Annotated in this window: 1 protein-coding gene; it reads left to right on the top strand. The window is 65.9% G+C overall.

What is annotated here, in order from left to right; all coding sequences use genetic code 11:
* On the top strand, window positions 1–910 hold a 910-nt coding region (ccsB, locus tag DIE04_RS29480; protein ID WP_124492254.1), incomplete at both ends, for a c-type cytochrome biogenesis protein CcsB.

The following is a 910-nucleotide window of genomic DNA, read 5'->3' as shown; positions in this document are numbered from 1 at the left end:
ACTACGACAAGGCGGTGATGATCGGCACCGTGCCGGCGCTCGTCGTGCTCGGCTGGCGCTGGAAGCCCGCGCGGCTGATGATGGCGTCGATCGCCGCGCTCTCGCTGCTGTCGATCCAGATCTACCAGGGCGATCTCGCGCGCGCCGATGCGGCGTTCTTCCTCAAGTACTTCCTGTCGAGCCAGTCCGCGATCCTGTGGATGAGCGCGCTGTTCGTGCTCGCGACGATCTTCTACTGGATCGGTCTGCTCGCGCGCTCGGAGTCGGGCGCCGCGATCGGCCAGAAGCTCACGTGGGTCGCCGTGCTGATGGGCTTCACCGGCCTGATGGTGCGCTGGTACGAGTCCTACCTGATCGGCGCCGACGTCGGGCATATCCCGGTGTCGAACCTGTACGAAGTGTTCGTGCTGTTCAGCCTGATCACCGCGCTGCTCTACCTGTATTACGAAGGCCACTACGGCACGCGCGCGCTCGGCGCGTTCGTGCTGCTGGTCATCAGCGCGGCCGTCGGCTTCCTGATGTGGTACTCGGTCGCACGCGACGCGCAGCAGATCCAGCCGCTCGTGCCGGCGCTGCAGAGCTGGTGGATGAAGATCCACGTGCCGGCGAACTTCATCGGCTACGGCAGCTTCGCGCTGTCGGCGATGGTGTCGGTCGCATACCTGATGAAGGAGCGCGGCGTGCTCGCCGATCGCCTGCCGACGCTCGAGGTGCTCGACGACGTGATGTACAAGTCGATCGCGGTCGGCTTCGCGTTCTTCACGATCGCGACGATTCTCGGCGCGCTGTGGGCCGCCGAAGCATGGGGCGGCTACTGGAGCTGGGACCCGAAGGAAACCTGGGCGCTGATCGTGTGGCTCAACTACGCGGCCTGGCTGCACATGCGCCTGATGAAGGGCCTGCGCGGCGC

The sequence above is a fragment of the Burkholderia sp. Bp8994 genome, from assembly GCF_003853805.1.
Lineage (GTDB): Bacteria > Pseudomonadota > Gammaproteobacteria > Burkholderiales > Burkholderiaceae > Burkholderia.
The sequence above is the reverse complement of the archived record's forward strand: the minus strand, read 5'-3'. Positions and strand labels throughout refer to the sequence as shown.